We start from the raw sequence: 23130 nt of genomic DNA, 5'->3' as shown, positions 1-23130 counted from the left end.
TCGACTTACCGCATTACTTCATGCGGTAGGTGATACGGCCCTTGGTCAGGTCGTACGGCGTCATCTCAACCTTGACGCGGTCACCGGTCAGGATGCGGATGTAGTTCTTGCGCATGCGGCCGGAGATGTGGGCGATGATTTCATGCCCATTTTCCAAGCGAACACGGAACGTGGTGTTCGGCAACGTCTCGCTGACGGTGCCTTCGAACTCAATGGAGTCGTCTTTCGACATGTAGTCCTGTGCGGTTCTGCGGACGGCCAATGGGCCTAAGGGCGGGCATTTTACGCTGTCGCGGGCCGGGATGCAAAGTTTGCGTTAAGTGGCTGTATTCAGGCCAATGCGGAGGCCGCCAGCTCGCCGAACCTGCGCGTCCAGCTGCCAGCTTCCGCCGGCCGCTGCACTAGTTCGCGTGCGGTTTCGAGGAACGCTGCACGGGGCAGGTGCTCGGCGCCCATCCGCAACAGGTGCGGGTTTTCCACCTGCGCATCCATCAGCGGCCAACCCCATTCGACCAAGGTGGCAGCCAGGGCTGCGAGCGCAACTTTCGAGCCGCCGCTGCGGGCGCTGAACATGCTTTCGCCGAAAAACATTTCGCCGATTGCCACACCGTAGATCCCACCAACCAGTGCCTCGCCTTCAAACACTTCCACCGAGTGTGCGTAGCCGAGCTTGTGCAGCTCCACGTAGGCAGCATGCATCTCGTCAGTGATCCAGGTGCCCTCCTGGCCGGGCCGTGGTGCCGCCGCGCAGGCCTGCATGACCTCGGCGAACGCAGTATCGGCGCGGACCTTCCAGGCACTGTTGCGCAACCCACGACGGAAACGCGAGGACAGGTGGACCCGGTCGGTGCGGAACACCATGCGCGGGTCCGGCGACCACCACAGCAGCGGCTGGCCCTCGGAGAACCACGGGAAGATGCCGCCGGAATAAGCGTTCAGCAGGCGCACCGGGCTCAGGTCGCCGCCAACGGCAAGCAGGCCGTCGGGGTCCCGCAAGGCCAGCTCGGCAGGCGGGAACGGCGCATCGCTGGCGGTGTCCAGCAGGAACGGGCCTTTGTTGCTCATTGCGGTGAATCTTCCTGCTTGAAAGGCGAATGGCGCAGCAGATCGGCTGCATAAGCCGCGATATCCTCGCGTTCCCGTTCGCACCAGTCGCGTGCGGCTTCGCGGAATTGCGGGTGCGCCAGCCAATGATGGCTGCGAACCTGGGTAGGCAGGAAGCCGCGCGCCAGCTTGTGCTCGCCCTGCGCACCGGGTTCGAAGCGCTGCAGCCCCTCGCGCAGGCAGTACTCGATGCCTTGGTAATAGCAGGTTTCAAAATGCAGGCCGGGCAGGGTGGCGCCACCCCAGTAGCGCCCGTATAGCGTGTCGCTGCCGCGCAGGCATAGCGCGCCGGCAATCGGCTCGTCATCCTGCAGCGCCAGGAACAACACCATCTGCCGCGGCATCTGCGCAGCCATGTGGCGCAGGAAGGCCAGCGTCAGCGCCGGCGCATTGCCGTACTCGGCGAAGGTCTGCAGGTAGAAGCCATGCATTGCGCGCAGTTCATCCGCGCTGGCTTCATCACCATGCCGCATGACGAAGCTGATGCCGGCGCGGGCCACCTTTGCGCGCTCCTGGCGGATGTTCTTGCGGCGCTTATGGTCCATCGCACCGAGAAAATCCTCGAAGCTTGCCCAGCCCGGCTGGCGTTGCCATTGGAACTGCACGTCATCTCGCCGCAGCCATTGCGCGTCGAACAATGGGTCTTCATCGGCCAGATGGAAATTGATGTGTGCGGATGACAAGTCATTGTCCTGCACATGGCGCACGATAGCCTCGATCAATGCCTGTCTATCAGTTTCGCTGCGGGCCAGCAGGCGCGGCCCGGTGACGGGCGAATACGGCACGCCACACAGCCACTTCGGGAAGTACTCCAGGCCGTGGCGGGCATAGGCGTTGGCCCAGGCGTGATCGAATACGAACTCGCCGTGCGAGTTCTGCTTCAGATAGCCCGGCGCGGCGGCGACAAGGTCATCACCACGCCACAGGCTCAGATGCTGGGCCTGCCAGCCCCATTCCGGGCGCAGGCAGCCATGCTGCTCCAGTCCGCTGAGAAAGGCGTGGCTGATGAAGGGGTTGCTGCCGTCATGCAGGCCATCCCACTGCGCGGCGCGCACTGCTGCAAGATCGTGCAGGACGCGCAGTTGCAAAGGCAGTTTCATGGTTTCAACGTCAGTACGTCGATGACGGGTGGGTTGAACAGGCGCAATGGCAGGCCGATCTCTCCAGTGCCGCTGGTGGTGAAAACACGTATCGGACCACAGGCGCCCTGCATGACCTGCTCGCCGCGATCAAAGCCATAAGCGCTCGGAATGACCTTGCGGTACAGCCAGGGAATGCGGATCTGTCCGCCATGGGTATGCCCGGCGAGCACAACGGCCACATTGCCGGCGCACACCTGCATGGCGCTGTCGGGGTTGTGGGCGAGAATGACCGTGGGCCCGAGCAGTGCTTCGCCCCCAGCAGGAAGCGCGCGTCATCCCGTCCTGCCCAACGGTCTCCGAGGCCGGCCCAGTTCACGCCGTTGGTATTCCTGAGCAGGCGTCCTTCGATGACGTTCATGCCGTGGGCGGCGAGTGCGGCACGCAAGGGTTTGTCGATGTCCGGGCCGGGCTGTTGCTGGTCGTGGTTGCCGAGCACCACGAACGCTGGCGCGCGCAGGTCCGCCAGCGGAGCGAACAGCTCCGGCAACGACAGGCCTTGCGGCTCGTAGGTCAGGTCGCCAGCGATCGCCACCGCGTGGACATCCTGATCGTTGATGCGCTCCACCAGTCGCTCAAGGAAGCGCCGATTCTTGTAGACGCCCAGGTGGATGTCACTGACCAGCGCGATACGTGTAGCGGTGCCGGTACCTTCCAGCGTGGTGTGCCTGATCACGATCATCTGCGGCTCGATGAAGCGTGCCCAGACGAACACGCTGCAACCGAGCAGCAGCACCACGATGGCTGCGCGGTGCTGCCGTTTGCGCCAGCGCTACAGCAGCCAGGCGATGACAGGAAAGACCAGCCAGCTGCCATGGAACAGCAGCTGCTTGAGCATCAGCTTGTCCATGGCAGGCTGGCGGAGCGGGGCGCTCAGGCGCCCTTTTCGTCCAGGAAGCGCTCGGCGTCCAGTGCGGCCATGCAGCCGAAGCCGGCCGAGGTGATGGCCTGGCGGTAGTGCTGGTCGGCAACGTCGCCAGCGGCGAACACGCCTTCGACCGAGGTCATGGTGGCATTGCCGCCCAGGCCCGAGCGGATTTCCAGGTAGCCGTTGTTCATTGCCAGCTGGCCGGTGAACAGCTCGGTGTTGGGCTGGTGGCCGATGGCGACGAAGAAGCCATGGGCTTCGATATCGCGGGTGCTGCCGTCCTGGGTGGATTTCACACGCACGCCGGTGACGCCAGCGTCATTGCCCAGCACTTCGTCGACCTGGTGGTGCCACACGGTTTCGATCTTGCCGGCGGCGACCTTGGCGAACAGCTTGTCCTGCATGATCTTTTCCGCCTTCAGGGTGTCGCGGCGGTGGACCAGGTAGACCTTGCGGGCGATGTTGGACAGGTACAGCGCTTCTTCGACAGCGGTGTTGCCGCCGCCGACCACGACCACATCCTGGTCCCGGTAGAAGAAGCCGTCACAGGTGGCGCAGGCGGAAACGCCGCGGCCCTTGAAGGCTTCCTCGGACGGAATGCCGAGATACTTGGCGGTGGCGCCGGTGGCGATGATCAGCGCATCGGCGGTGTACTGGGCACTGTCACCGGTCAGGGTGAACGGGCGCTTGGACAGGTCGGCGGTGTGGATATGGTCGAACACCACTTCGGTTTCGAAGCGCTCGGCATGCGCCTGCATGCGCGCCATCAGGTCCGGACCCATCAGGCCGTGGGCATCGCCCGGCCAGTTGTCGACCTCGGTGGTGGTCATCAGCTGGCCACCCTGCTGCAGGCCGGTGACGACCAGCGGCTTCAGGTTTGCGCGCGCGCCATAGACCGCAGAGGTCCAGCCGGCGGGGCCAGAGCCGAGGATCAACAGGCGGGAGTGCTTGGTCGGGAGGCTGGAAGTGCTCATGTATACTCGCGAAAGTCAGGATTGGTGGCCCGAACGCGGCATTCCGCAACTGTCCGGGCAAGCCAATAGAGTGGCGGTCTGACCCCGGTGAATCAAGGCACGTGAATGGAACTGCGCGGCCCGTTGGATACAACTTCGCTGTTTCCTGCATTGCTGCCGCCACTGTCTGGCGGCTTTTTGACGTTTTCTGTCTGTCAGCAGTACCGCAGTGCGCTGTAATTGGGTGAAACCCGACGATCTGTCGTTTAATATCAATCACTAACCGTGCATTTTTAAGGTCTGGTCAAAGGTGGCGAAACAGGTCCCGGAACGCGACAAGAGCCCCAAGGCTGCCGCTGAAGCGCGCAAGTCGGCGGCTTCAGCAGACAATCCGCGTCGTCAAAAGCTGTGGCGTGATCTTGCGTTGATCGCGATCGCGCCGGCGCTGCTGTACCTGCTGGCCAGTCTGTTCACGTATTCGCCTACCGATCCGGGCTGGTCGCAGTCGGGCTCGGTGGTTGCGCCCGTGCACAACATGGGCGGCAGGGTTGGCGCGTGGATTGCCGATGTGCTGCGCCAATTGTTTGGCTATGTGGCCTATCTGATCCCGCTGATGCTGGCGGCGGTCGCATGGATCGCCATGTTCGGCCTGAAGAAGACCGATGAGCGTGGCCAGGACGATCTGGGCCCGGCGCTGCGACTGGTCGGGATTGTCGGCTTCCTGATTGGTGCCACCGGTTTCCTGTACCTGCGTCTGCCGCCCGGCGATGTTGCCCGCGCAGGCGGCGGCCTGGGCGTGCTGGTCGGCAAGTCGCTGCAGACTGGTTTCGGCCCAGTTGGTAGCAATCTGTTCCTGCTGGTGCTGCTGCTGACCTCGATCACTCTGGCCACGGGACTGTCGTGGTTCGCGGTGATGGAGAAGATCGGCAAGTGGGTGCTGGCGCTCGGCCCGATGCTCAGCAAGAAGAAAGAGCAGGCCAACGAGTGGCAGCAGACCCGCGTGCTGCGCGAAGAGCGCGAGGAAGTCCGCAAGGTTGACGCCGAGGTCCGCGCCAAGCGCGAGCCGGTGAAGATCGAGCCGCGGCCTGCGCCGGTGATCGAGAAGAGCGACCGTGCCAAGCGCGAGACGCAGATTCCGATGTTCCAGGGCGTCAACGGCGACGGCTCGGACATCCCGCCGCTGGCCCTGCTCGACGACCCCAAGCCGCAGGCCAAGGGCTATGACGAACAGACGCTGGAGACCCTGTCGCGGCAGATCGAGTTCAAGCTCAAGGACTTCCGCATCGATGCGCAGGTCGTCGGCGCCTATCCGGGCCCGGTGATCACCCGTTTCGAGATCGAACCGGCGCCGGGCATCAAGGTCAGCCAGATCAGTTCGCTGGACAAGGACATCGCCCGCGGCCTGTCGGTCAAGTCGGTGCGTGTGGTTGACGTGATTCCGGGCAAGTCGGTGATCGGCCTGGAAATCCCCAACGTCACCCGCGAGATGATCTTCCTGTCCGAGCTGCTGCGCTCCAAGGAATACGACAAGTCGGCCAGCGTGCTGACCCTCGCCCTGGGCAAGGACATCGCCGGCCGCCCCAGCGTGGCCGACCTGGCGCGCATGCCGCACCTGCTGGTGGCCGGTACCACCGGCTCGGGCAAGTCCGTTGCGGTCAACGCGATGGTGCTGAGCCTGCTGTACAAGGCCAGCCCGAAAGACCTGCGCATGCTGATGATCGACCCGAAGATGCTGGAGCTCAGCGTCTACCAGGGCATCCCGCATCTGCTGGCACCGGTGGTCACCGACATGAAGGAGGCCGGGAACGGCCTGCGCTGGTGCGTGGCCGAAATGGAACGCCGCTACAAGCTGATGAGCGCGGTCGGCGTGCGTAACCTGGCCGGCTTCAACAAGAAGGTGAAGGATGCCATCGACGCTGGCCAGCCGATGATGGACCCGCTGTTCAAGCCCAACCCGGAGATGGGCGAGGCGCCGCGTCCGCTCGAACCGCTGCCTTTCATCGTCATCTTCATCGACGAATTCGCCGACATGATGATGATCGTCGGCAAGAAGGTCGAAGAACTGATCGCACGCCTGGCGCAGAAGGCACGTGCGGCCGGCATCCATCTGATCCTGGCCACGCAGCGCCCGTCGGTGGACGTGATCACCGGCCTGATCAAGGCCAATATCCCGACCCGTATCGCCTTCCAGGTCAGCTCCAAGATCGACTCGCGCACCATCCTCGACCAGTCCGGCGCGGAAGCGCTGCTGGGCAACGGCGACATGCTGTACCTGCCGCCGGGCACCGCCATGCCGGACCGCGTGCACGGCGCCTTCGTCTCCGACGAAGAAGTGCACCGCGTGGTCGAGCACCTGAAGGCCAGCGGCCCCACCGATTACATCGAGGGCGTGCTGGACGAAGTGCAGACCATGGGCGATGGCGTTGTGGTTGGTGCAAACGGTCTGCCGGAGAGCAGTAGCAGTGGCGGTGACGAGTCCGACCCGCTGTACGACGAAGCCCTGCGCATCGTGACCGAAACCCGCCGCGCCTCCATTTCCGGTGTGCAGCGTCGCCTGAAGATCGGCTACAACCGCGCCGCGCGCCTGATCGAGGCGATGGAAGCGGCCGGTGTGGTTACCGCGCCCGAGCACAATGGCGACCGCACCGTGCTGGCGCCGCCGCCACCCAAGCACTGAACGGAAGGGCGGCATTCAGCGATTGATTGCCGCCCATTCAGTTTGCAAGAGGCAGACTCTGCCTCACCAACGACACAACTATCCCAAGCCGCCATGACTGCATTCCTGCGCCACTCCGTTCTTGCTGTTGCCCTGGCTTGTGCCGGCCTTGCTGCGGATGCCCATGCCGGCGCCCGCGACGACCTGAAGTCCTTCACCAGCGGCCTGCGCGGCCTTGATGGCCAGTTTGCGCAGCAGGTGGTGGATCAGCGTGGCCGGGTCAAGGAATCGTCCAGCGGCCGTGTGGCGCTGTCTGCACCGCGCCAGTTCCGCTGGGAATACACCCGCCCGCATCCGCAGCTGATCATCGCCGACGGCAGCAAGCTATGGGTTTACGAGCCGGATCTGGAGCAAGCCCGGGTCAGCCCGCAGGGCACCGAGGAGCAGAACAATCCGCTCACCGCCCTGATCAACCCGGCGTTGCTGGAACAGCAGTACGACATCAGCGAAGAAGCCGCGCCGCGTGACGGCATGCAGTGGCTGTCGCTCACCCCCAAGCGCGATACCCAGGCCAGCTTCGATGTCGCCGCACTGGGTTTCTCCGGTGGCGCGCTGTCGCGGATGGAGCTGACCGACGCGGTCGGCCAGCGCACCATCATCAGCTTCAGCGGCTGGAAGAAGAACCCGAGCTTTGCAGCAGGCACCTTCCGCTTCGTGCCGGGCAAGGACGTCGACGTCGTCGGCGACCGCTGAACCCAAGCCGGGCTTTTGAGACTGGGGCAGGGCGGCCACGCTGCTAGAATGCAGGCGTGGCCAGATCCCGAAATATCTTTCTTGATGAAGCTCCCGCCGACCTGCTGACAGCGGACCGGGACAATATGCGTCCGCTCGCCGAGCGCATGCGTCCGCGTGCGCTGGACGAGATGGTCGGCCAGAAGCGCTTGCTCGCACCCAACACGGCACTGCGCCGCGCGGTCGAATCCGGGCGCGTGCATTCGATGATCCTGTGGGGCCCGCCGGGCTGCGGCAAGACCACGCTGGCCTTGTTGCTGGCGCAGTATGCCGATGCCGAGTTCAAGGCGATATCGGCAGTGCTGTCCGGCCTGCCGGATGTCCGCCAGGTGCTGGCCGAGGCCGCACATCGTTTCGCCGACGGTCGCCGCACCGTGCTGTTCGTCGACGAAGTGCACAGGTTCAACAAGGCACAGCAGGATGCCTTCCTGCCGCACATCGAGCGCGGCACGATCATTTTTGTCGGTGCGACCACCGAGAATCCCTCGTTCGAGTTGAACTCGGCATTGCTGTCGCGCTGCCGCGTGCACGTGCTGGAATCGGTGTCGCCCGAAGATGTAGTGGAAGCGCTGCAGCGCGCCTTGGACGACACCGAGCGCGGGCTGGGTGAGCAGGAAATCACGGTCTCGGCCGAGTCGTTGCTGGAAATCGCAAGGGCCGCAGATGGCGACGTGCGCCGCGCCCTGACCCTGCTGGAAATCGCCGCAGAACTGGCCGTAGGCGAGGGCGGTGAAATCACCCCGGAAACCCTGCTGCAGGTGCTGGCCGACCGTACCCGCCGCTTCGACAAGAACGGCGAGCAGTTCTACGACCAGATATCGGCACTGCACAAGTCGGTGCGCAGCTCCAACCCTGACGGCGCCATCTACTGGCTGGCACGCATGCTCGATGGTGGCTGCGATCCGTCTTACCTGCTGCGCCGGCTGACCATCATGGCGGTGGAAGACGTCGGCCTGGCAGATCCACGTGCGCTGGAAATGGCGATCAATGTCTGGAACGCCTATGACCGCATCGGCGCACCGGAAGGCGATATCGCGCTGTCCAACCTGGTTGTTTACCTGGCCAGCACCGCCAAATCCAATGCGGCCTATATGTCCCTGCACGCGGCCCGTGCCGACATCGCCAAGTACGGCACCCAGCCGGTGCCGATGCACCTGCGCAACGCACCGACGCGTCTGATGAAGACGCTGGGTTACGGCCAGGGCTACCAGTACGACCACGATGTCGAAGGCGGTATCGCGCTGGACCAGACCGCGTTCCCGGATGAGATGGGCGAACAGGTCTATTACAAGCCGGTGGAGCGCGGCCTGGAGATCAAGCTGAAAGACAAGCTGGATCGCCTGCGCACCGCCCGCGAGCAGGCCCGCGCGCAGCGCAAATGACCGCCATCCGCCACCCCGTGCCTGGAGCGTGAATCCATGTGGCAGTCCTTCCTGGCAATCGGTATTGGCGCGGCACTCGGTGCCTGGCTGCGCTACGGGCTGAGTCTCTGGTTGAACCCGCTGCACAACACCGTGCCGCTGGGGACCTTGACCGCCAACCTGCTCGGTGGCTACGTCATCGGGCTGGCGCTGGCATTCTTCGCCAGCCGGCCCGAACTGTCACCGCAGTGGCGGCTGTTCATGGTCACCGGGCTGCTGGGTGGCCTGACCACCTTCTCGACCTTTTCGGCCGAAGTGGTTTACCTGTTGCAGCGCCAGCAGCTGGGCTGGGGACTGGTCACCATTGGCTTGCACCTGGGCGGCTCGTTGTCGATGACCGCCCTGGGCTGGTGGACCTGGCGTGCCCTGCGGCACCTGACTTGAGGCCGCTTTCAATGCCGCAGTCGATACCGCATCATGCGCCCACCACAAATTGAGCGTTTCCTGGATATGCAGCAAAAGCGGGCACACGAATGAGCAGACCGGCGTTGGATGACGCGGCCCGCAGCGAAGCAATCCAGGATTCTGAATCGGGGAGCGCCATCATCGGCGCGGATGTAGGCGGCACCTATGCACGCCTTGGCTGGACCCGGCTGGATGCCAACGGTGCGTTGAGCGTCCGGGGCTTCCGCAAGTACACCTGCGCCGAACATCCCAGCCTTGCCGCGATCCTGCGCGATTACGCCGATTGGCTGGCGCGCGAAACAAGCGCACCCCCGATCGCACATGCCGTCGTGGCGATCGCAGGTGTGCTTGATGGCGACACGCTGCTCAACACCAACCTGGCGTGGCCGGTGTCGCTGGCGGCAACCCGGCGCGACTCCGGTCTGGAAACGCTGGAGCTGATCAACGATTTCGTTGCTGTCGCACAGGCCATGGCGCATGCCGATGCCGACGCGCTGCATCTGATCTGCGGTGATCCCACCCAGGTGGTGCCAGGTCCGGCCGTGGTGCTCGGCCCCGGCACCGGTTTGGGCGTCGCCGTGTATCTGCCTGGCGGTAATCCTTCGGTACTCGCCAGTGAGGCGGGGCATGCGGCGCTGGCAGGCTCCACGCCACTGGAGCAGGACGTATTGCGCTTGCTGGCGCGGCAGTACACGCATATCGACAACGAACGGATCCTGTCCGGTCCGGGCTTGATCACGCTTTACACCAGCCTGTGCGAACTGCGTGGCAGCACGCCGCAGTGGCGCAGCCCCGCTGATCTGGTCGCAGCCGCCGGCACAGACCCGCTGGCCGCGGAAAGCATCGAGGTTTTCTGCGCCTGGCTGGGCAGCCTGGCGGGTGACCTCGCACTGACCTTTGGCGCCCGGGCGGTTTACCTGACCGGCGGCATCACCGGCCATTTGAGTGGCCCTTTTCATGCCGGCGGCTTCCAGCAACGCTTCCTTGCCAAGGACCGATTGTCGCAGGCGCTGCGGCATGTGCCGGTCTGGCGTGTTGAACACGGCGAGCTCGGTGTACTTGGCGCATTGGCTTGGCACGTGGACAAACTCGCAGCACGCTGACACAACCCAGGAGAACCCAGGCATGAGTACCCGCAGACAGTTCCTGCAGTCGACCGCCCTGATCGGCGCATTGGGCAGTGCGGCTCCGGGCCTGCTGGCATCGCCGGTCGCTGCAAACGGCGCACGCGTGGTTTCAACCTGGGACTTCGGCGTAGGGGCCAACCAGGCCGCATGGAAGGTGTTGGCCGCTGGCGGCAGCGCACTGGATGCGGTTGAAGCCGGCGCCCGCTGGGCCGAAAGCGAACTCTGCAATCCCACCGTTGGCCGCTGCGGCAATCCGGATCGTGATGGCGTGCTCAGCCTCGATGCCAGCATCATGGCTGGCGATGGGCGTTGCGGATCGGTGGCTGCATTGGTCGACATCCTGCACCCGATCTCCGTTGCCCGCGCGGTGATGGAGAAGACCCCGCACGTCATGCTGGTGGGCGAGGGTGCTCAGCAGTTCGCCGTGCAACAAGGATTGGAACGACAGAACCTGCTCACCCCGGAAGCGGAGAAGGCATGGCGCGAGTGGCTGAAGACCGAGCACTACGCGCCGCAGATCAACGCCGAGCGGCGTGGCATTCCCGGTGACAAGGACAACCACGACACGCTGGGGATGATCGCCATTGACGCCAAGGGACAGATGGCCGGTGCCTGCACCACGAGTGGCATGGCGTTCAAGATGCACGGTCGCGTTGGCGACAGCCCGATCATCGGCGCTGGTTTGTACGTGGACAACGAAGTGGGCGCCGCCACGGCCTCCGGCATGGGCGAGGAGATGATCCGCAATGCGGCCTCGTTCCTGGTGGTGGAGCTGATGCGACAAGGTCGCTCGCCGGCCGACGCCTGCCGTGAAGCCATCCAGCGCGTGGTACGCAAGCGCCCCGAAGCCAGCCGCACCTTGCAAGTCTGCTTCCTGGCGATGAACCGCAACGGCGAAGTGGGTGCGTATGCGCTGCACAAGGGCTTCGTCTACGCGGTCTGCGACAGCAGCAAGCAGGATGCCTTGCTCGAATCGGCATCGGTTTACACGAGTACGCAGGCGTGAGTTCGCCGTATCTGCTGGAGATCGCCTGCAACTCGGTGATGTCGGCCGTCGCAGCACAGCAGGGTGGCGCCAATCGCATTGAGTTGTTCGAGAACCTGGAGCAGGGCGGCACCACGCCGTCGTCCGGCAGTATTGCGGTGGCGCGGGATTACCTGCAGATTCCGTTGTTCGTGTTGATACGTCCGCGTCCTGGTGACTTCCATTACGGCGCTTTGGAAACAGAACTCATGCTGCGCGACATCGCGCATTGCAGGCAGCTGGGCTGCGATGGCGTTGTGATCGGTGCACTGACCGCGGACGCCGAGATCGACACGCCGTTATGCCGTGAGTTGATAGCCGCTGCTGGGCCGATGGATATCACGTTCCACCGTGCCTTTGACGCAGCCCGCGATTTGCCAACCGCACTGGAGCAGATCGCAGATCTCGGCATCAAGCGCATCCTCAGCTCCGGCGGCCACGCCAATGCCGCTGAAGGTAGCGCCGTGCTTGCCAGCTTGGCGGAACAGGCAGGGGCGCGCCTGGCCTTGATGGCCGGCGCGGGACTAAGCACCCAGAACATCGCCGACGTCGCCTTGCAGGCTGGTTGCCTGCAACTGCATGCCTCGGCCAAGCGGCGGCAGCGCTCCGCCATGCGTTACCAGAACCCCGCGTTGCAGGGCTTGGACAATGATTGGATTCAAACGGAAAGTGGCGCGGTCAGCGCTTTGCGTGAGGCTCTGGATCAGCTGGGCTGACGCTGCATTCTGAGATGCGCGCCGATTAAAGTGGCAGGTCACTTTAATCGGCGCGTGGCGCCTTTCCACGCTTTGTGGCCGACACTTCAAATCAGGTCCGGCAGAGCACGATGCCCACGGAAACGTGGGCATCGGCGTTTTTGCTTACCAGTCGATGCGCAGATCCAGGGATGCGTTCCGTGCCTCACCAAGCATGTCCAGGTTCCAGTACTTGCGATTGAACACATTGTTGAGGTTGCCCGTGAGCGTCGCGTCGCGACCTGCAAGCGAGGTGCGGTACTGGAAGCCGAGGTCCGTGATCGTGCGTCCGGGAATGAGGATGCGATTGGCATCTTCGTAATACTGCTCGCCGGAATAACGGACCGTGCCGTGCAGGCTGAAGCCGGTCAGCAGGGCAGGGCGGTAGTCGAAGTTGGCGACGTAACTCCGCGGCGCCGAGCCTGCCGGGCGATTGCCGCGCAGCGCAGCGTTCTCCGGTGAAAGATCTTCCAGACGGGCGTCCAACCAAAGACCACCCAGCCCGATATCGAGGCTGTCGGTCACGCCGTAGCTGGCGATCGCCTCGAAGCCGCGGTACAGGGTGAGACCGTCCTGCACCAGATAGCGCTGGCCATCACGCCATTGGTCGATCTTCGCACCGCGTTCAACGCGGAATGCAGCGGTAGTGAAGCCGAGCCGGCCGCTCTGGTACTTGGCACCGACCTCATACTGTTTGCTGATGGTCGCGTCCAGCACCTGACCAGCATTGGCATAGGGAGGCTCGCTGTCGAAGCCCACGCGTCCGCCAGATTCCAGCGACTCCACGTAGCTTGCGTAGATCGATACCGCTTCCACTGGCTTGTAGATCAACGCCAGCGTTGGCGTCAGTGCCGAGGTGGCGTAGCGCGAATCCACGGTCGGGTCGCCATCTTTGTCGCGCTGTTCGTAATCGACATAGCGTGCACCGAGTATCGCCTGCCATTTCTCGCCGAAATGCAGGGTGTCACTGGCAAACAACGACTTCTGCCGCTCATCCGAGCTCACCGGTGCGAAACTGAAATCCGGAACATGGTGGGAAATGAAATCCTGCCGTTGGTAAAGATTGCCCGAGAAGTCATTGCTCCAGTAAAACTCATTGCTCCAGCGGTCCCAACTGCGCTGCATCGCGCCGCCAAACACCAGTTCATGGCGGATCGCTCCGGTTTCGACGCTGCCGGTGACCAGCACCTGGGCAACGCTGCTGCGCAGATCGGCGCCAAAGTTGTATACGCTGCCCTCGTAATCGCCTGCTTCATTGAGCAGGTTGCCGAACATCTTGTTGGAGTAGTGGTCGCGCCGGCTGCCGCCAACGGTGAAGTCCACATTCCAGTCCTCACTCACACGCCATTGCAGGCCGGTGGTGGCATTGGTGGTCTTCGCACGGTAGTAGGAATTGCGTACGCGGACGTTCTCGTAGTCGTAGGTGGGGCGGGGCAGGCGGTCGCCTTCGTAGCTGTCCCAGTAAAAGTACATTGGCTCGTGCTTGAGCTTGTTGTCCTCGCGCAGCAGTTCGGCATGCCAGACCAGCGAATCGCTGATCGGCTGTTCCACCGCTATCGCGATCAACTCGCGATCCAGACCTGCGCCGTTGTAGGCGTCGCCACCGTCCTTGGCCAGGTTGACGCGGACGCCGAACGAATCAGGCCCGTTCAGACGGGTGCTGGCGTCCACGCGGGCGGACCACGCGCTGTCATTGCGCCAGCCAACCGTGGTGGAAAGCATCGGCGTGCTGGTAGGCCGCTTGGTCCGGTAGCTGATGATGCCGCCGGGAGAACCAAAGCCATACATGAAGCCACCGAGTCCCTTCAGTGCCTGCACCGATTCGACGGCCTCGAGCGGATACTCGCCGCCCCATTCCATCAGCATCGGCACGCCATCCACGTAGTGGTTGTTGACGCCGATGCCACGGATCTGCGTGCCCCACCAGGCTGTGGTTGCAGAAGGCTCGGCTGCGTAAACCGAGGGGTCATTGATGAAGACATCGCCCAGCGTGGTTGCGCCACGCTTCTCGATATCTTCCTGCTCCACAACGGTCACCGAGAACGGCGTGTCCAGCAGTCGCTTGGTGCCCAACGCACCGGCGCTGGCATCCAGGTTGAGGTTCAAACCCAGGCGTTCGCCCTTCACCCGAACGGTATCGAGCTCGGTTGCCTCCTTGGCGACTTGAGCGGCAGGGTCGGGCGTAGCCGTTTGCGCCTGTGCATTCAAACAGGCAGCTGAAAGGCAGATGTACATGACGGAGTGACGCGGGAAACGCACGCGCGGAAGACGAGGCAGCAAGGAAGAGGCCTTGGCGAAATTCACAGACAGGGAGCAGGGCGGCGGCGGCCTGCCAGCAGAGGTACAGAAAAATCGTATTGCGAATGAGTCGCAATAGCAAATCATCGCTGGTCAGATAGTAGCCGTTCCGTGCTCCGTCAACCTCGCCAAAGGGCGTATCGGTGCGCTTGATTCGCCGCAAGCAATGAAGATACATCCCGGCACTTAATAGTGTGACGCATCACGAAATAATACGAATTCATCTCTGGAAAGCCTGCTGGGCCCTGTGTGGGCGGGGCAGGGCAGCAAACAGGACTGCAGCTGATTGCTGTCCAAGCGCAGCTTGCGCCCGCAGCGGAACATCCGGTAAGGCCCCGGCGACCATCCTTCGGTCAGAACCCGCCTGGACAGCCGGGCGTAATGCGGCTGCTGCGCGAACCACCGCAGCCACACAAGTGCAGTGCGAAACAGAAACGCTGATGCGCGAGTTGAAGCCAGCGAGTCAGTTTTTCTGTACCCGAAGACGTCTTTGCTGCCAATCGGTCTCCACGTATCGAGGCGTGATTCCCGTGCGGTTGTATCTATTGCCGCCGAACCGCCAGGCGTGCTGCGGGTACTTCTCTGTACACCTGATTTCACGCTCCTGCCTGGTGCTGATCACGGTGATAGCGCACGCAGAGCCGCGAACCGAATGGGTGTTCAGACAGAAATTTCTGCGTTTTAAGCCTCGTCCTATGTCCCTGCATGGTGTGGGAATCAACAATGCCGCCTCCCCAAAACAGAGTTTCAGGAGTAAGACCAAGTGAAGTATCAAGCAAGCAGCCTTCTGATTTCGTTCGCCGCTGCCATGGCCATGAGCGCATCGGCCAACGCAAGCAATGTCATCACCTTCAATGGTGAAGTAACCGACCAGACCTGCTCTGCGGTTATCAATGGCGGCACCGATCCGACCATCATGCTGAACAGCGTTCCGGTCACCGACCTCAACGGTGCGGTGGGCAACTCCGCAGGTGAAGGTGTTTTCACCATCACCCTGACCGGCTGCGCCGCGTCTGGCGCCGATGAAACCTTCACCACGCTGTTCCAGGCGACCAACCCGACCACCACCGGCAACCTGACCAACACCGCCGCCGCAGGCGCCGAGGGTGTGGCATTGCAGCTGCTCGACGCACCGGGCGGTACCCCCGTGAACCTGGCCGGCGGCGCTGCCGTGCGTGCGGGCGAAATCCTGCTGGGTGCAGGCGAAACCACCGCCACCCACGACTATGGCGTTCGCTACATCTCCGAAGACGCCACCGTCACGCCGGGCCCGGTCCTGGGCTCGGTGACCTACACCGTTCGCTACGAGTAACCGGCTTGGGAGGGCGACTTGAAAAGTCGCCCTCCCTGGCAACGCATTGCCAGCAAGTCCACTTGAGGAAAGCACATGCACCAGATTCCTTCCCGTCGCTACATGACCTGCACTGCAATCGCCGGCATCTTCGCGCTGTTCAACATGGGGGTGGCTGAGGCAAGTGTTGTTGTTTCCGGTACCCGCGTCATCTACCCGGCGGATGCAAAACAGGTCACGGTGCAGCTGACCAACCAGGACGCGTTCCCCAATGCCGTGCAGGCATGGGTGGACGTTGACAACCCGCAGTCCACGCCAGCCGATGCCGATGGTCCGTTCGTAGTGACGCCTGCGGTATCACGCATGGCACCCGGTGCCGGCCAGCGGATCCGCGTGATGTTCGCAGGCCAGGACGTGCCCAGCGATCGCGAGTCCGTGTTTCATCTGAACGTGTTGCAAGTTCCGCCGATGAACACCGCGCATGCAGACCAGAACAAGGTGATGGTGCTGATGCGTAATCGGCTGAAAATGTTCTATCGGCCGACGGGAATCGCAGGTACGCCTGCGCAGATTCCAGAGCAGTTGCGCTTCCGTATCCAGCAGGCGGGAAGCAACTGGCACGTGCAGGTGGAGAACCCGACCGGCTACCACGCATCATTTGGCGGTGCCACGCTGAGCGTGGCCGGCGCCAGCTGGAAACTCACGCCGGCCATGGTGCCGCCGATGGGCTCCGCACAATGGATGCCGCTTGCGTCCACCCAACTGCCCGCGGGCGAGGCGGTGGTAAGCGCGCATCTGATCAATGACTATGGCGCAAGGATTGCAGTTACCCATGCCGTTGCTCGCTAAAGGCATGCGTATCTCGCAGCTTGCAGTTGCGTTGGGTGCTGCAGTTCTGAGTGCAGGCAACGTGGCCAATGCAAACGACTCGTTGTATGAATTCGACGATCGACTGCTGATGGGCTCCACGCTTTCGATCAGCAACTTGAAGCGATTCAATAGCGGTGACCAGGTAGATGCTGGGCGCTATCTGGTCGATGTCTATCTGAACGATAACTATGTCGACCGGCTAGAGGTGGAGTTCAAGGACGTGGACGGCCGTATCCAGCCTTGCCTGAGCGAGACATTCATACGGGATACCTTGGGCGCCCGCCTGACGGCTGTCGACACTGCCGATGGCGCTGACCCGAGTTGCGCGGAAATGAAAGTGCGCCTGCCAGGGGCCACCACGGCATTGGACGTAGGGCGCTTGCGCCTGGATCTTTCCGTGCCGCAAGCCATGCTGATCAGCAAGCCCCGTGACCATGTCAGTCGCGAGATGTGGGATGCTGGCAAGACCATGGTGTTCGCCAATTATGATGTGAACGCCAGCCGCTCCACGTCGCGCGGTATGGAGTCACACTATGCTTCGGCAGCGGTGAACGCCGGCGCCAACGTTGGCATGTGGCGTTTCCGCCACCAGTCGAACCTGACCTATTCCAGCCGCTCTGGCCAGCAGAGCAGCAACTGGAACAGCATTCGCACCTATGCGCAGCGTTCGCTGCCTGGCATCTCGAGTGACATGACCATCGGCAACAGTTACACCGATGGCAATCTGTTCGGGAACCTCAGCTATCGCGGCATCAAGATCGCCACAGACGAGCGGATGATTCCGGACTCGCAGCGCCGCTATGCGCCTGTGGTTCGCGGCACGGCAACCAGCAAATCGCGCGTGATCATCAGCCAGAATGGTCGCAAGCTGCGCGAAGACGTGCTGCCGCCAGGGCCGTTCGCAATCGATGACATCAGTGGCGCCGCCTACGGCGGCGACCTGGATGTGGAGGTGCTCGCAGCGGACGGTAGCGTCGATCGTTTCAGTGTGCCGTTTTCGGCGGTGCCCGAGTCGGTGCGTCCTGGCTATTCAAAGTACAGCGCCACGCTGGGCGAGGCGGGGACTAACAATCAGTCAAAACAGGTGTTCGCCGAGCTCACCTATCAACGCGGCCTCAGCAATCGGCTTACGCTCAACACGGGCGCTCGAATTGCCGAGAACTACATCGGCCTGCTGGCGGGTGGGGTCGTTGCGACGCCTTATGGCGCGTTCGGCGGGAACTCGGTGTTCTCGCGCTTGCAGGAAGATGGTGCTGGAACCAAGACTGGCTATCGGCTCGAACTCAACTACAGCAAGACGTTCCAAGCCACCGATACCACTTTTACGCTCGCTGGTTACCGCTATTCGTCCAGTGGCTTCCGCGACTTTTCCGAAGCACTCGGACAGCCGTGGGAGCAGGAGGCATTTGAAGATGAGTTCGAGCCGCCATACCGGCAACGCAACCAGCGCAATCAGTTCACCGTGGTCATGAACCAGCGGCTCGGCGACTATGGTTCGCTGTATCTGACCGGTTCGGCGGCAGACTACTTCAATGATTCCCAGCGGGATGTGCAGTTTCAGTTCGGCTACTCCAATGCCTGGCGGAGGCTGAGTTACAGCCTGTCGCTGTCGCAGCAGCGCACGTGCGCGGTTGACCGGTGGAATTTCGGCACAGCATCGCAGTGTCAGCTGGGCCGGTCGCTCGGGCTGACCCTGTCGATGCCGCTCGGTGCATCCGCGTCCGCACCGGTGTTCAGCGCGATGACCGCTAGGGACACGCGGGCGGGCGGGTCCAGCTACCAGTCCGTGGTCAGCGGCACGCTGGGCGAACGCCGGGCCACCAACTACTCGGTGTCCGCTGGCCATGGCAACAGCAGTGGTGGCAGCCAGTGGAGCGGCAACCTGCAGACCCAGACCACTTTGGGCAGCGTCAGCGCGGGGGCCTCAGGCGGCTCGGGAATGCGGCAGATCACCGGTGGTATCCGCGGTGCCGTTGTGCTGCACGGCGAGGGCTTGACCGCCGGTCCGTACGTGGGGGACACCTTCGCGCTTGTGAAGGCCGAAGGCGCGCAGGGATCCCATGTGCGGGGAGGGCAAGGGGCACGGGTGAACCGCAATGGTTTCGCGCTGGTGCCATCGCTATCGCCATACCGCATCAATCGTATCGGGCTGGACCCGCAGGATATGGCGGCGGATGCAGAGTTGGTGGAGACCGAGCGCACCGTGGTGCCATTCGCCGGGGCAGCGTTGCGGGTGGACTTTGAAACCCTGACCGGTACGCCCTTGATCATCCGTGCACGCCGCGCTGATGGCACCGTGGTGCCGCTGGGCGCGACCGTGGCCAATGAGATGGGGGCCACGATCGGCATGGTGGGCCAGGCCGGGTTGATCTACGCGCGCTCACCGAATCGTACGGGGCAGCTTTCGGTGCAATGGGCAGAGGCCCTCGGCGGAAGCTGCGTGGTGCCCTATGATCTGGGTGCACACGCCTCCAACAATACGGCTCCTGTCATCGTCGAGGCCATCTGCCAGGACATGCAGAACTACCAAGCGGACGCGCAATGAACACTTTTCTTCGTTTGCTGTTTCCACTTTGCCTGGCGGTTTCACCGACGGCATGGGCAACCTGTTACAAGGTGGATAGCGTTGGCACCGCCACCACCACTACGCAGACTGCTATCCGGCCGGGGGAGGGCACCGCCGGGGCTTGGGGCGGTGCCTGCGATACCTGCAATGGCTCACTTGGCCTGCCCAGTGTGATCAATGTCAGCGATCCCTCTTTCCAGCCCTATCCAACCTTGATAGCCAGTGCCGTGGCGCCCATCACCTTGTATGGCTCCACTGGCGGCTACGATCCGGAGAGGGTTTTCTTCCGCTGTGCGCCTGGCGACGCGGTGTATGAAATGTTCTCCTCGAATGCGGACAATCTCTACAGCGGTTGGTACAACGGCGGCGATGCATTGGGCAATTCCATTGGATTGCAGTCGGCATACAGGACCGCGTGGCGGAATGTATTGCTCCGCTTGACCCACATGGAGACCGGCCAGTACTTCACCGATGTCTGGGCGGAGCGTTTGCTGCAGGGCCTGGACGTGGATTCCCGCGGCTATAGGCTGGTGAAGGCGAAGAACCTCAGTGCGGTGCGCTCGGAGTTGTTCAGCGCGCCCTTGGAATCCACTTTCTATTACGCGGTCACCTCGTCGCAGCGCTACCTTTACACGCAACCTGCGGGCTATATAGCAATCAAGGGCCCTGGGCTGGTTTACCCGGAGGTGGGCAAGACCCACAATGCGAACTACGCCGGTTGGCACTACAACTGGCCAGGCGCAATCGGTCTGTACAACGCGGTAACGCTGAAGCGGTATCCCACCTGTGCAGTGCTGAACGTCACGCCGCAGGTCGTGTTTCCGCGGGTTTCCATCAACGAGCTCAATGAAGGCGTCAGTCATGAGGTGCCATTCCAGGTGAGCTTCAAGTGCCAGAGCGGGTTCACCAACAGTACTGCCAACAACGGCACGGCACTGGGCATAAGAGTCTCCCCCGGTGCCGCAGCCGCGGCTTCATCGTTGGGTCTGGCGAATGCAAATGGCGGCGTTTCCTACCTCGTATCAGACCGTTACAACGAGGCAGGCATGGCAAAGGGTGTGGGAATCCGCTTGCTTCGGAACGGGCAGGTGATGAATCTGCTGACAAACGAGAACTCTGCGGGCGGCGTCGCGGCCACTGCACAGGCACAGGGTTGGTATCCGGCGGTTGGCGGAGCCACCCAATCAGCGGGTACCAGCGCTGGTGTCACCCAATACAATGAGACGTTCACCGCCAGAATCGAAAAACTGTCTGAGGGCACTCGGCCGCAGGTAACCGCCGGCCGCGTTGAAGCAACCGCGCAGATCATCATACGGGTCCAATGATGTCCCTCCCGCACTTCCTCACCGGTGTACTGTTGCTCACCTGCGGAAGTGCGGTGGCAGGCGTGACGGCGGAACGTACGCGGGTGATCTTTCCGCAGGGGCAGCGAGAGGTGTCGCTGGTGCTCGCCAATCAGAACGACTACCCGGTGGTGGTGCAAACCTGGGTGGACGATGGCTCGCCCGACTCTGGTCCTGATGAGGCCGAAGCCCCCATCATTCCGTTGCCCGCGATGTTCCAGCTGGCCAGCGGCCAACGACAGAGTCTGCGCTTGTTGTTTGTAGGACCTGTGCCCGCTGTAGACCGCGAGTCTCTTTACTGGCTGAATTTTCTTGAGGTTCCCCCAAGTGGTCCAGTTGGCCAGGAGTCGGATTCCACGCGCCTGACGGTCACGATGCGCACGCAGATGAAGGTCATCTATCGCCCCACTGCACTTAAGGCGGGGGCAGGGCAGGCTGCAGGGAAACTAACCTTCCGGCTGGAAGGCGACCATCTGCTCGCGGCTAATCCAACGCCTTTCTACATCACGCTTTCAGGACTGGCGCTTTGCAATGGACAACCAGTTGCGGTGGCGGCAGAAGGTTTGCTGGCGCCGAACTCGGCCGTACGGATTGTTGATTCCGTGCCAGGATGCGCGCATCAGGACCCGGCCGTCCAATTTACCTGGATCGACGATGAAGGTAACAGCCAGCCTGGTCGCACTACGTTTTCAGCCGAATAGCTGCGTGCTCCTGGCCCGCTCATGTGGGAGCCGAAATTGCCACTGTTGGTCGGTGAGCACCGTAGTAGTTGATTCCTTTCGCGGATTTATATGACGCGTCACTAAATTTGTGAACCAGCGCAGTTTGTATCCCGCGACTAATCCGCCGGCTCGTAGAGTGCCCAGCCTCTCGGAATCTGCCCAAATCTGAAAGAGTGAGCTGGGTTGAGTGCACCAGATCTGGCGAGAATCGGAGCCTTGGTGAGCGCGATCTGGCGGTAGGATCCTGCCAGGACAAGCACTGCAAGGCCCAACGCGTCAACAACAACGCTTTCGTTGGAGCTGATTCAAGGGATGGGCTGGTCGTGAGGCATAACGGGTTGCCGACAAGAGGACTAGTACCAGGAACGGTAGACTTGCTCGATGCAGCTCTTTACATAATATACATACCGGGTACTTTCTCGGCCGCAACAACCTGATTTTGCAGGGATTTATCTGCGGCGCCAGCGCTTAGTGGAGCAATGAAAATCGCGGCTGCAGCAAGCCGAGTCAGCATTTTTGACCATAAGGCGCGTTCCGCAGGGGACTGCGCTCTTTCTGCGTGGATGCGTGCCATCCATTCGGGGCCGTCAAGCTTCGCTATCGCGCAAAGCTGCGCAATTCGCTCATCGGGGATGGGTTTCAGCTCGCCTCGCCAGGCGCTGACCATGGCCCTTGTAACCCCGAGGCGCTGGCTCAAGACGTTGTCAGACGGGAGTCCTGCCTTCTCTCGGGCTTGATCCAGTAGCACTGCCGTAGCGTTCATGTTTGCCTCTTGGTTGACACGGTGTCTGCCAATGAGTTTACATGCGCCGTGTTTGCTGATCGGCAAACACCCCGCCCCGGTCTCCCCTAGAGCCGGGAGCGGGCATCTAGGGCTAGGGGGTAGGGGAGGGGCCATGCAACTCGACGGATTGAAGCTGCACCAGCTGTACGCCGTTCGCCGCCATTGGGCGCGTCTGGGTGATTCGGCCAAGGTTGCCGAGGTCGATGCTGCCATTGATGCCCGTAATGCCCTGATTGGCGGTGCCAAGTGATCGCCGTCCTTGCGCTCGTTTCTCTGTTGCTCTTGATCGTTGGCTCGGCTGGTCTTCTCGCGTGGTTTCTCGACCGTCGCGATGCGCGCATTGATTCGGACTACCGCGCCGCTGACCTCATCGCCCAGGCATTAGCCGAGGTGCGCCGTGGATGAGCTGACTGTTCGCATTGCGATTTACGCGTTCGCAATCGGTGCTCTGTACGTGTTTGTGCGCTCCGGTGGTCGCCGTGGCTGAACCCTATCGCTATCACGGCACGTTCTGCGGCAATTGCGGCAAGCCCCGCAAGCTGCATCACGGCGATATGTGCAAGCCGTGCCATTCCCGTTTGCAGTCAATCATTGATGCGAACGCTGCTGCTCATAAGCTGCGCACAGCGCTTGATGAGTTCGACGCGTCTGTTGGTCAGATGCGTGGCATGCAGCACCGCACTGAAGAAGCCTCTGAGCGCATCCACAAGGCCAAGCGCAACGGCTCTGCGTCTCTTGCTGAGTACTACGCAGCGGGTCCGGTTGCATTGAGTCCAGAGGGCCAGCGCGAAGCGCTGGCCCTTGGGCTTGTCCCTTATAAAACAAGTGGTCAAGACGCGCCGAAGACAGGTCGCGTATCCATCGAAATAGACCCTCTGCTGGCACGGGCGCAGCGGTTGAAAAAGTCTGTCATCACGTCCGCGGAGGGTGTCAGAAATTTTGTGTGAGAGGCATACCATGATGCTGCCAAGGAGCATGTATGCCACGCAAGAAGAAGACGCCGGTGGTCACGCCGGCCATTGATCTGCCGAAG

The 23130-nt window shown here is 62.5% G+C and carries 22 protein-coding genes and 1 pseudogene; 15 read left to right on the top strand and 8 right to left on the bottom strand.

The genetic code is table 11. The annotated features are described in order from the left end of the window. Nucleotides 1-13: 13 nt before the first annotated feature. The 6 genes and pseudogenes from infA to trxB form a co-directional block, all read right to left on the bottom strand. Complete coding sequence (gene infA, locus ACVOLS_RS16465; RefSeq protein ID WP_005409596.1) at nucleotides 14-232, bottom strand: translation initiation factor IF-1; 219 nt, start codon at nucleotides 230-232, stop codon at nucleotides 14-16. A gap of 98 nt (nucleotides 233-330) precedes the next feature. Beyond that, on the bottom strand, nucleotides 331-1065 hold the full coding sequence (gene aat, locus ACVOLS_RS16460; RefSeq protein ID WP_481546514.1) for a leucyl/phenylalanyl-tRNA--protein transferase: 735 nt from the start codon (nucleotides 1063-1065) through the stop codon (nucleotides 331-333). Continuing rightward, nucleotides 1062-2204, bottom strand: a complete 1143-nt coding sequence (locus tag ACVOLS_RS16455; protein ID WP_481546513.1) for a GNAT family N-acetyltransferase — start codon at nucleotides 2202-2204, stop codon at nucleotides 1062-1064. The genes aat and ACVOLS_RS16455 overlap by 4 nt, the downstream gene beginning before the upstream one ends. Beyond that, nucleotides 2201-2446, bottom strand: coding sequence for a hypothetical protein (locus ACVOLS_RS16450; protein ID WP_481546529.1), 246 nt, complete (start codon nucleotides 2444-2446; stop codon nucleotides 2201-2203). Before ACVOLS_RS16450 ends, ACVOLS_RS16455 begins: the two co-directional genes overlap by 4 nt. Nucleotides 2447-2673: 227 nt before the next feature. Then, nucleotides 2674-2925 (bottom strand): annotated as a pseudogene (locus tag ACVOLS_RS16445) (metallophosphoesterase); the annotation flags it as partial. Between the two features lie 191 nt (nucleotides 2926-3116). Further along, entirely contained in the window at nucleotides 3117-4085 is a 969-nt protein-coding gene (trxB, locus tag ACVOLS_RS16440) for a thioredoxin-disulfide reductase (protein WP_481546512.1), read from the bottom strand. Between the two features lie 289 nt (nucleotides 4086-4374). Between trxB and ACVOLS_RS16435 the strand changes: the two genes are divergently transcribed. From ACVOLS_RS16435 to ACVOLS_RS16405, 7 genes are all read left to right on the top strand, one after another. Continuing rightward, nucleotides 4375-6741 (top strand): DNA translocase FtsK, encoded by a 2367-nt coding sequence (locus ACVOLS_RS16435; protein ID WP_481546511.1) that lies wholly within the window; start codon nucleotides 4375-4377, stop codon nucleotides 6739-6741. Nucleotides 6742-6834: 93 nt separating this feature from the next. Then, complete coding sequence (gene lolA, locus ACVOLS_RS16430; RefSeq protein WP_296252340.1) at nucleotides 6835-7473, top strand: outer membrane lipoprotein periplasmic chaperone LolA; 639 nt, start codon at nucleotides 6835-6837, stop codon at nucleotides 7471-7473. A 125-nt stretch (nucleotides 7474-7598) separates the two neighbouring features. Then, nucleotides 7599-8894: a replication-associated recombination protein A gene (locus ACVOLS_RS16425; RefSeq protein WP_481546527.1), complete on the top strand. Its 1296-nt coding sequence runs from the start codon at nucleotides 7599-7601 to the stop codon at nucleotides 8892-8894. A gap of 36 nt (nucleotides 8895-8930) precedes the next feature. After that, nucleotides 8931-9317 (top strand): fluoride efflux transporter CrcB, encoded by a 387-nt coding sequence (gene crcB, locus ACVOLS_RS16420; RefSeq protein ID WP_296252342.1) that lies wholly within the window; start codon nucleotides 8931-8933, stop codon nucleotides 9315-9317. Nucleotides 9318-9406: 89 nt separating this feature from the next. Next, on the top strand, nucleotides 9407-10441 hold the full coding sequence (locus ACVOLS_RS16415; protein ID WP_481546510.1) for a glucokinase: 1035 nt from the start codon (nucleotides 9407-9409) through the stop codon (nucleotides 10439-10441). 22 nt (nucleotides 10442-10463) lie between these two features. Beyond that, nucleotides 10464-11471, top strand: coding sequence for a glycosylasparaginase (locus ACVOLS_RS16410; protein WP_481546509.1), 1008 nt, complete (start codon nucleotides 10464-10466; stop codon nucleotides 11469-11471). Nucleotides 11472-11509: 38 nt separating this feature from the next. Further along, complete coding sequence (locus ACVOLS_RS16405) at nucleotides 11510-12205, top strand: copper homeostasis protein CutC (RefSeq protein WP_481546526.1); 696 nt, start codon at nucleotides 11510-11512, stop codon at nucleotides 12203-12205. A gap of 144 nt (nucleotides 12206-12349) precedes the next feature. On the opposite strand, the gene ACVOLS_RS16400 is transcribed toward ACVOLS_RS16405, so the two are convergent. Then, a complete protein-coding gene (locus ACVOLS_RS16400; RefSeq protein WP_481546508.1) occupies nucleotides 12350-14503 on the bottom strand; it encodes a TonB-dependent siderophore receptor in 2154 nt (717 codons plus the stop codon). Between the two features lie 781 nt (nucleotides 14504-15284). On the opposite strand from ACVOLS_RS16400, the gene ACVOLS_RS16395 reads away from it, so the two are divergent. The 5 genes from ACVOLS_RS16395 to ACVOLS_RS16375 all read left to right on the top strand — a co-directional run bounded on the left by ACVOLS_RS16395 (nucleotide 15285) and on the right by ACVOLS_RS16375 (nucleotide 21292). Then, nucleotides 15285-15833: a fimbrial protein gene (locus ACVOLS_RS16395; RefSeq protein WP_481546507.1), complete on the top strand. Its 549-nt coding sequence runs from the start codon at nucleotides 15285-15287 to the stop codon at nucleotides 15831-15833. A 75-nt stretch (nucleotides 15834-15908) separates the two neighbouring features. Further along, complete coding sequence (locus ACVOLS_RS16390) at nucleotides 15909-16661, top strand: fimbrial biogenesis chaperone (protein WP_481546506.1); 753 nt, start codon at nucleotides 15909-15911, stop codon at nucleotides 16659-16661. Beyond that, a complete protein-coding gene (locus ACVOLS_RS16385; protein ID WP_481546505.1) occupies nucleotides 16645-19227 on the top strand; it encodes a fimbria/pilus outer membrane usher protein in 2583 nt (860 codons plus the stop codon). Before ACVOLS_RS16390 ends, ACVOLS_RS16385 begins: the two co-directional genes overlap by 17 nt. 191 nt (nucleotides 19228-19418) lie before the next feature. Continuing rightward, nucleotides 19419-20573 (top strand): fimbrial protein, encoded by a 1155-nt coding sequence (locus ACVOLS_RS16380; RefSeq protein ID WP_481546504.1) that lies wholly within the window; start codon nucleotides 19419-19421, stop codon nucleotides 20571-20573. Beyond that, nucleotides 20573-21292 carry a fimbrial biogenesis chaperone gene (locus tag ACVOLS_RS16375; RefSeq protein ID WP_481546503.1) on the top strand — a complete coding sequence of 240 codons (720 nt, stop codon included), beginning with the start codon at nucleotides 20573-20575 and terminating at the stop codon, nucleotides 21290-21292. Before ACVOLS_RS16380 ends, ACVOLS_RS16375 begins: the two co-directional genes overlap by 1 nt. A gap of 412 nt (nucleotides 21293-21704) precedes the next feature. Here ACVOLS_RS16375 and ACVOLS_RS16370 read toward each other — a convergent pair whose 3' ends face one another. Beyond that, on the bottom strand, nucleotides 21705-22076 hold the full coding sequence (locus ACVOLS_RS16370; protein WP_481546502.1) for a DUF3693 domain-containing protein: 372 nt from the start codon (nucleotides 22074-22076) through the stop codon (nucleotides 21705-21707). 133 nt (nucleotides 22077-22209) lie between these two features. Here ACVOLS_RS16370 and ACVOLS_RS16365 point away from each other — a divergent pair, with 133 nt between their 5' ends. The 3 genes from ACVOLS_RS16365 (at nucleotide 22210) to ACVOLS_RS16355 (ending at nucleotide 23044) form a co-directional block, all read left to right on the top strand. Next, entirely contained in the window at nucleotides 22210-22347 is a 138-nt protein-coding gene (locus tag ACVOLS_RS16365) for a hypothetical protein (RefSeq protein WP_481546501.1), read from the top strand. Next, complete coding sequence (locus ACVOLS_RS16360) at nucleotides 22344-22502, top strand: hypothetical protein (protein WP_481546500.1); 159 nt, start codon at nucleotides 22344-22346, stop codon at nucleotides 22500-22502. Before ACVOLS_RS16365 ends, ACVOLS_RS16360 begins: the two co-directional genes overlap by 4 nt. A 74-nt stretch (nucleotides 22503-22576) precedes the next feature. Continuing rightward, the gene (locus tag ACVOLS_RS16355; RefSeq protein ID WP_481546499.1) at nucleotides 22577-23044 is read left to right on the top strand and encodes a hypothetical protein; all 468 of its coding nucleotides are present in this window, start codon (nucleotides 22577-22579) and stop codon (nucleotides 23042-23044) included. The last annotated feature ends 86 nt before the right edge of the window (nucleotides 23045-23130 follow it).

The organism is Stenotrophomonas sp. STEN038, from assembly GCF_056759895.1.
This window is presented reverse-complemented; position numbering and strand designations above follow the sequence as displayed.